The sequence below is a fragment of the Stenotrophomonas mexicanensis genome (assembly GCF_032911605.1).
In the GTDB taxonomy this organism is placed as follows: Bacteria; Pseudomonadota; Gammaproteobacteria; order Xanthomonadales; family Xanthomonadaceae; genus Stenotrophomonas; species Stenotrophomonas maltophilia_A.
In genome coordinates this window covers 167,654-174,382 of record NZ_JAWJTG010000002.1, presented here as the reverse complement: position 1 = coordinate 174,382, position 6,729 = coordinate 167,654, and the positions used below count along the sequence as shown (strand labels likewise).

Genomic DNA, 6,729 nt, shown 5'->3' with positions numbered 1-6,729 from the left:
AGGTTGGCCACTACCGGTTCATGCAGGGCCGGAGAGTGCTTTGGAAGGTGCCAACGTTGGTTGGCACACGAGCATTTCGCGGGCCAACCAAGGTTGGCCACTACCAGTTCATGCAGGGCCGGAGAGTGCTTTGGTAGGTGCCAACCTTGGTTGGCACACGAGCACTCCGCGGGCCAACCAAGGTTGGCCACTACCGGATACGCGTGTTCAGCGCAGCGCGCCCAACCATGCCACGCACGCTTCGCTCGGGCTCTGCTTGGCCTTCACCGTCATCCCGCTCACCCGCACGAAGGTCTGCGCCGCCTGCGCCACGACCTGGCGTGCGATCAGTGCCGCCTGCTTGGTCGCGGCCTGCTGCTTGCGCAGCTGCACGATGTTGATCGAAGGCCGACCCACCGGCGCGTACTTCTGGTCGCGGCGCAGCACATCGGCCACCTGCGCCACTTCGAATTCGGCCTGCAGGTAGCGGTGTTGTGCTTCCACCAGCTCACGCAGCGGTACGCGCAGGGCAGCGGTGTCGGCGAAGGCGGCCAGTGCCGCGTCGCAGGCGGCGTCATCGGCAAAGCGGGTACGCAGCGCATCCACGCTGGCCAGGGTCAGTTTGGCCATGTGGCCCTCGTTGCTGCAGGAAAGGAGCGCGATTGTCGCATTGCCGGCTCGGTCGTGCCGGCCATCGGCCGGCAATCGCATGGGAATGTGCGGACCAACGGTCCGCACCCACCGAGGGCAGAGAGCAGCCGAGCGTGGGCAGGCCCCTACAATGGCCCCGCCGTATCACCCACGGAAGGAAGATCCATGCAGGACACGCAGTACTGGTTGAACGAATTCTGGTCGGGCCTGAGCGTGCTCGATCTGGTGGGCGGCAGCGTGCTCGGCACGTTGCTTGGCCTGGTGCTGGGCATCCTCGGCTGGCGCTGGCTGCACCACCGTGGTTGGTTGCAGCGGCGCAAGCGCTGGCATCACTGGCTGCTGGCCAGCTATGTGGTGGTGCTGCCGCTGGCCACCGCCTTCTTCGGCCTGCAGCTGGGCTTCACTGCTGGTGCGCATCGCGCGCTGTTCAAGCAGCTCGATCATTTCCAGCCGCACCTGCAGACCCTGGTGGAAGGCTGGAGCGAAGGCTTCACCGATTCGCTGGACGACCCGCGCATGCGCGAGGCGTTGCGCAGCCAGGGCTCGGTGGGTGATGTCGCCGACACCATTGCCTCGGCCTATCTCAGCGAACACCCGTTGCCCGGCCTCGACCGTCTTGGCAACGGCCCGTTGGCGCGCGGCACCGGTTGGGTGATCGGCAAAGTGCGCGAAGGGCTGCTGCGCGGCATGGTGGAAGACACGCTGGTGGACAAGGCCGGCACGATTGGTCTCGAGCCGAAGGTGGTGCGCGAGGCGCTGACCATGCATGTGGATGAGCTGCTGCACACCCGTGGCGTGCTGCGGCTGGTGAAGGCGCAGATCAACGGCATGATGCCCGGCGTGTACTTCGGGCTGCTGTTGCCGTCGCTGATCATCGCGCTGCTGGTGGCGCTGGAGATCTGGGCCGCGCAGCGGTTCGGGTGGACGCGGCAGGTGGCATCCAACGCGGTAGTGCCGGCCGCTGGCCGGCAGTTGCAGGTTCCTGCCGAAGGTTCATGAGGTTGCCGGCCAGCGGCCGGCACTACCCAGCCAGGCAAGAAGGTGCATGAGCGGCGGCGGAGCCCCTGTAGAGTCGAGCCATGCTCGACTCATCGCGCGCAGCGCGATGCGTGCGGGTTTCGGGCTGCTGCCGCTGCTGATCTTCGCGCTGCAGGTGGCATCCAACGCGGTAGTGCCGGCCGCTGGCCGGCAACTGCAGGTTCATGCCGAAGGTTCATGAGGTTGCCGGCCAGCGGCCGGCACTACCTGTTGCAGGGCGTGCGGACCAACGGTCCGCACCCACCAAGCAGGGGCCGCACCCACCGGCTGCCCGGTCAATCGCCGTCGGTTTCGTCCGGGTGGGCCTTCCAGTAGCCGGTGGAACGGATCCAGTCGCGCGGCACGCCCAGGTGGCCTTCGATGAACTTGCGCATCATCCGGGCGCGGCGCGATTCGGTGGCGATCCAGTAGAAGACATCGCCGTCCGGTGCCTCGAAGTCGGTCAGCATGTCTTCCAGCAGCGTGCTGCTGGCCGCCGGAAAGCCATTGCGCTCCAGCCAGTGGATACGCACGTTCTCGTACTGCGGCAGGTCCTGGCGTTCGGCTTCATCGCTCACTTCGATGAAGGCCTGCACCTCGGCATCCTCCGGCAGCACGTCCAGCCAGCGGGCGATGGCCGGCAGCGCGGTTTCATCGCCGATCAGCACATAGGCGTCGTAGCTGTCGGCCACCACGAACGAGCCGCGCGGGCCGCCGATCACCAGTACGTCGCCAGCCTGCGCCTGCTCGGCCCACGGCCCGGCAATGCCCTGGTCGTGCAGCACGAAGTCGATGGCCAGCTCGCCGGTTTCATGGTCCCACCAGCGCGGGGTGTAGTCGCGGGCCGGTGAGGGCTCCTTGCCGGCCGGATAGCTGCGGCCTTCGGCAGTGACCACCGGCAGCACCATCTCGCCGCTGGCATTGGGGAAGAACAGCTTGATGTGGTCGTCGGCGCCGGGCGAATCGAAACCGGCCAGCTCGGCGCCGCCCAGCACGATGCGGCGCATGTGCGGGGTGACCTCTTCGGTGCGCAGCACGGTCAGTTCACGGAAGCGCACATCCAGGCGCAGGCGCGTGTTGTTGTGTTCGGTCATGGGGTTACCTGTAAAGGTGTCGCGCGGGGGCGCGCGGCGTAGGGGCGACCTGGCTGGAGTCAGTCTGGCTGGGTCGTTGAAAAGGATTGGCTCTCGCTACCGGCCGTACCGTTGAGCAGCGCGGACGCCCGCGTCAGCAGCGCCGCTACTTCTTCCGCCTCGCCCTCGGCCCAGCGGCCGTGGTGATGCACCAGCGCCCGCTTGAACTCGCGCAGGGCACCGGCCAGCGGTGGCGGCAGCGAGGCCTTGGTGATCTCGCGGGCACGGTCGAAGGCGCGTCGCTGCGCCAGCCGCACCTGGGTGCGCTGCACCTTCAGCTCGAACTCGCCGGCGGTGGTGATGCGGAAGATCCGCTTGCCGTCCACTTCCTCGGCCTCGATCCAGCCGGCCTGCTCGAAGCTGGCCAGCAGCGGGTACATGGTGCCGGCGCTGGGCGTGTAGGCCTGCATGAACTGGTTGCTGATCAGCTGCATCAGCTCGTAGCCGTGGCGCGGCTGCTCGCCGATCAGGGCCAGCACCAGCAGGCGCAGGTCGCCGCGGCTGAGCACCCGCGGCTGGCCGTTGCGGCGTGGCACTTCCGGATTGGTGGAACGGGCTCTGGGAGAAGCGGTACGGCTCATTTCGATATATCGGTAAACGAGTGTGTAAACGATATATCGATATATCGAAGCCGACAATCATCGATCCGGCCACAAGCAGGTCAGTTTTGGGCCACGGCCGGCCCCGCCCACAGCAAAAGGGGCGCCCCTTGCGAGGCGCCCCGGGCAACACTGTGGAAGGGAGTGAGGCAGGGCCAGACGGCGGACCGAAGCGGGCGAGGCCAACACTCGAGGCCTACCCTGAGGGCAGGGCGGGGGGCGATCCAGAGGCAGGTGCGACACGTTGTCGCCCGTTCAGCGCCAGCACGCGGAGCCGATACAGGTGGGCATGGCGCTGCCCTACAACCGTCATCGGCAGCGGTAACACTGCGTCCTGCACATGGGCGCAGCGGCCCGCAAGCGACAGCCCGCGCAGCCAACAAGGCCCGCCGCAGGGCCTTCAGCGGGCCCGGCAAGCCCCTTGCGGACACTGGCCGGTTGCATCCATACGCCTGCGTAGCCAAGTGACGAAAGCCCTTGGTGCGCTACACTTTGCGGTCTAGAAATCTATACAACAGTCGCGCGCGTGCGTGCGGTTATGGGAGCGCTAATGAACTGGTTGAACGAGGTGCTGAACAACGACCCGAATCCTGTGGAAACCCAGGAGTGGATCGAGTCGTTGAAGGCCGTTATTGATGTCGAGGGCTCCGAGCGCGCGCATCAGCTGCTGGAAGGCATGGTGGAACTGACCCGTCGTTCGGGCGCCTACCTGCCGTTCTCTCCCACCACCGAGTACGTCAACACCATCGAGCCGCAGCTCGAGGCCAAGAGCCCGGGCAATGCCGAGCTGGAATGGCGCATCCGTTCGATCATCCGCTGGAACGCGATGGCCACCGTGGTCCGCGCCAACCGCAAGCCGGGTGACCTGGGCGGCCACATCGCCTCGTTCGCCTCCGGCGCCACCCTGTACGACGTGGGCTTCAACCACTTCTGGCGCGCCCCCAGCGAGAGCCACCCGGGCGACCTGCTGTTCATCCAGGGCCACAGCGCCCCGGGCATCTACGCGCGTTCCTTCCTGGAAGGCCGCATCAGCGAAGAGCAGCTGGACAAGTTCCGCATGGAAGTGGACGGCGGTGGCCTGTCCTCGTACCCGCACCCGTGGCTGATGCCGGAGTACTGGCAGACCCCGACCGTGTCGATGGGCCTGGGCCCGCTGGCCGCCATCTACCAGGCGCAGTTCATGCGCTACCTGGAAAACCGTGGCCTGATCGAGAAGTCCGACCGCAAGGTGTGGTGCTTCATCGGCGACGGCGAGAGCGACGAGCCGGAAACCCTGGGTGCCATCGCGCTGGCCGGCCGTGAAGGCCTGGACAACCTGATCTTCGTGGTGAACTGCAACCTGCAGCGCCTGGACGGCCCGGTGCGCGGCAACGGCAAGATCATCCAGGAACTGGAAGGCGTGTTCCGTGGCGGCGGCTGGAACGTGATCAAGCTGCTGTGGGGCGGTTACTGGGATGCCCTGCTGGCCAAGGACAGCGACGGCGTCCTGAAGAAGCTGATGATGGAAACCGTCGACGGCGAATACCAGAACTGCAAGGCCTTCGGCGGCGCGTATACCCGCGAGCATTTCTTCGGCAAGTACCCGGAAACCGCTGCGATGGTCGCCGGCCTCAGCGACGACGACATCTGGCGCCTGAACCGTGGTGGCCACGACCCGCACAAGGTGTACGCCGCCTACCACCAGGCCGTGAACACCAAGGGCATGCCGACCGTCATCCTGGCCAAGACCGTGAAGGGTTACGGCATGGGCAGCGCCGGTGAAGCACTGAACCCGACCCACCAGACCAAGAAGCTGGACGACGAAGCGGTGCGCCACTTCCGCGACCGCTTCAACATTCCGGTGACCGACGCGCAGCTGGCCGACGGCCAGGTGCCGTTCTACCACCCGGGCCCGGATTCGCCGGAAGTGCAGTACCTGCAGGAACGCCGCGCCGCGCTGGGCGGTTACCTGCCGCAGCGCCGCCGCAAGGCCGACAAGACCTTCGTGGCACCGAAGCTGGAAAGCTACGAGCGCCTGCTGAAGAGCAGCGGCGAGCGCAGCTACTCCACCACCATGGCCTTCGTGCAGAGCCTGAACATCACCCTGCGTGACAAGGAGCTGGGTCCGCACATCGTGCCGATCGTGGCCGACGAAGCCCGTACCTTCGGCATGGAAGGCCTGTTCCGCCAGATCGGCATCTACGCGCCGTTCGGCCAGAAGTACAAGCCGGTCGATGCCGACCAGCTGATGTTCTACCGCGAAGACCAGAGCGGCCAGGTGCTGCAGCAGGGCATCAGCGAGCCGGGTGCGATCAGCTCGTGGATGGCCGCCGGTACCAGCTACTCGGTCAGCAACGTGCCGATGCTGCCGTTCTACATCTACTACTCGATGTTCGGCTTCCAGCGCGTGGGCGACATCGCCTGGCAGGCAGCGGACATGCGTACCCGCGGCTTCCTGCTGGGTGGCACCGCCGGCCGCACCACGCTGAACGGTGAAGGCCTGCAGCACGAAGATGGCTTCAGCCATCTGGTGGCCGGTGGCATCCCGAACGTGCGCAGCTACGACCCGACCTTCGGCTTCGAAGTGACCGTGGTACTGCAGCACGGCACCAAGCGCATGATGGAAGACCAGGTGGACGAGTATTACTACGTCACCCTGATGAACGAGAACTACACCCACCCGGAAATGCCGGAAGGCGCGGCCGAAGGCATCGTCAAGGGCATGTACCTGCTGACCGACGCCGGCAAGCCGAAGAAGGGCGAGCTGCGCGTGCAGCTGCTGGGTTCGGGCACCATCCTGCGCGAAGCCATTGCCGCCGCCGAGCTGCTGGACAAGGACTTCGGCGTGACCGCCGATATCTGGAGCTGCCCGAGCTTCAACGAACTGCGTCGCGATGGTTTCGACGTGGAACGTGCCAACCGCCTGCATCCGGAAGGTGAGCAGCGCAAGGCCTACGTGACCGAACTGCTGGAAGGCCGCCAGGGCCCGGCGATTGCCGCCACCGACTACGTGCGTGCGTATGCGGACCAGATCCGCGCGTTCGTGCCGATGAGCTACACGGTGCTGGGTACGGATGGTTTCGGCCGTTCGGATACGCGTGCGAACCTGCGCCGGTTCTTTGAGGTGGATCGGTACTACATCGCGCATGCCGCGATTGCGGCGCTGGCGAAGGAAGGGAAGATGACCGCGAAGGATGTGGCCCGGGCGATCAAGCAGTACAAGATTGATCCGGAGAAGGCTAATCCTGTTGGGGTTTGATTCCCACTGTGATTTAAGAGAGGCGGCCTTTGGGCCGCTTCTTCTTTATGCAAATTCATTTGCGTATTGGGCCTTTCCCCAGACGTTTCACGTCGAAGGCATAGGTTCTTCC

6 protein-coding genes are annotated in these 6,729 nt (G+C 65.7%); 3 read left to right on the top strand and 3 right to left on the bottom strand.

Translation table 11 applies throughout. The annotated features are described in order from the left end of the window. Nucleotides 1–207: 207 nt before the first annotated feature. The gene (locus tag R1L06_RS02495) at nt 208–609 is read right to left on the bottom strand and encodes a hypothetical protein (protein WP_317216844.1); all 402 of its coding nucleotides are present in this window, start codon (nt 607–609) and stop codon (nt 208–210) included. A gap of 186 nt (nt 610–795) precedes the next feature. Between R1L06_RS02495 and R1L06_RS02490 the strand changes: the two genes are divergently transcribed. Further along, on the top strand, nt 796–1,629 hold the full coding sequence (locus R1L06_RS02490; RefSeq protein WP_317216843.1) for a hypothetical protein: 834 nt from the start codon (nt 796–798) through the stop codon (nt 1,627–1,629). 46 nt (nt 1,630–1,675) lie between these two features. Beyond that, nucleotides 1,676–1,849 carry a hypothetical protein gene (locus R1L06_RS02485; RefSeq protein WP_317216842.1) on the top strand — a complete coding sequence of 58 codons (174 nt, stop codon included), beginning with the start codon at nt 1,676–1,678 and terminating at the stop codon, nt 1,847–1,849. Nucleotides 1,850–1,943: 94 nt separating this feature from the next. Here the strand turns inward: R1L06_RS02485 and R1L06_RS02480 are convergent, their stop codons facing one another. Next, nucleotides 1,944–2,741, bottom strand: coding sequence for a siderophore-interacting protein (locus tag R1L06_RS02480; protein ID WP_317216841.1), 798 nt, complete (start codon nt 2,739–2,741; stop codon nt 1,944–1,946). Nucleotides 2,742–2,800: 59 nt separating this feature from the next. Further along, the gene (locus tag R1L06_RS02475; protein ID WP_049399094.1) at nt 2,801–3,361 is read right to left on the bottom strand and encodes a PadR family transcriptional regulator; all 561 of its coding nucleotides are present in this window, start codon (nt 3,359–3,361) and stop codon (nt 2,801–2,803) included. A 568-nt stretch (nt 3,362–3,929) separates the two neighbouring features. On the opposite strand from R1L06_RS02475, the gene aceE reads away from it, so the two are divergent. Further along, nucleotides 3,930–6,617: a pyruvate dehydrogenase (acetyl-transferring), homodimeric type gene (gene aceE / locus R1L06_RS02470; protein ID WP_317216840.1), complete on the top strand. Its 2,688-nt coding sequence runs from the start codon at nt 3,930–3,932 to the stop codon at nt 6,615–6,617. The last annotated feature ends 112 nt before the right edge of the window (nt 6,618–6,729 follow it).

What these genes read in the sequence shown, in the direction of transcription:
- R1L06_RS02475 (WP_049399094.1), bottom strand. Translation starts at nt 3,361, where the DNA reads ATGAGCCGTACCGCTTCTCCCAGAGCCCGTTCCACCAATCCGGAAGTG.
- R1L06_RS02480 (WP_317216841.1), bottom strand. Translation starts at nt 2,741, where the DNA reads ATGACCGAACACAACAACACGCGCCTGCGCCTGGATGTGCGCTTCCGT.
- R1L06_RS02495 (WP_317216844.1), bottom strand. Translation starts at nt 609, where the DNA reads ATGGCCAAACTGACCCTGGCCAGCGTGGATGCGCTGCGTACCCGCTTT.
- R1L06_RS02490 (WP_317216843.1), top strand. Translation starts at nt 796, where the DNA reads ATGCAGGACACGCAGTACTGGTTGAACGAATTCTGGTCGGGCCTGAGC.
- R1L06_RS02485 (WP_317216842.1), top strand. Translation starts at nt 1,676, where the DNA reads ATGAGCGGCGGCGGAGCCCCTGTAGAGTCGAGCCATGCTCGACTCATC.
- aceE (WP_317216840.1), top strand. Translation starts at nt 3,930, where the DNA reads ATGAACTGGTTGAACGAGGTGCTGAACAACGACCCGAATCCTGTGGAA.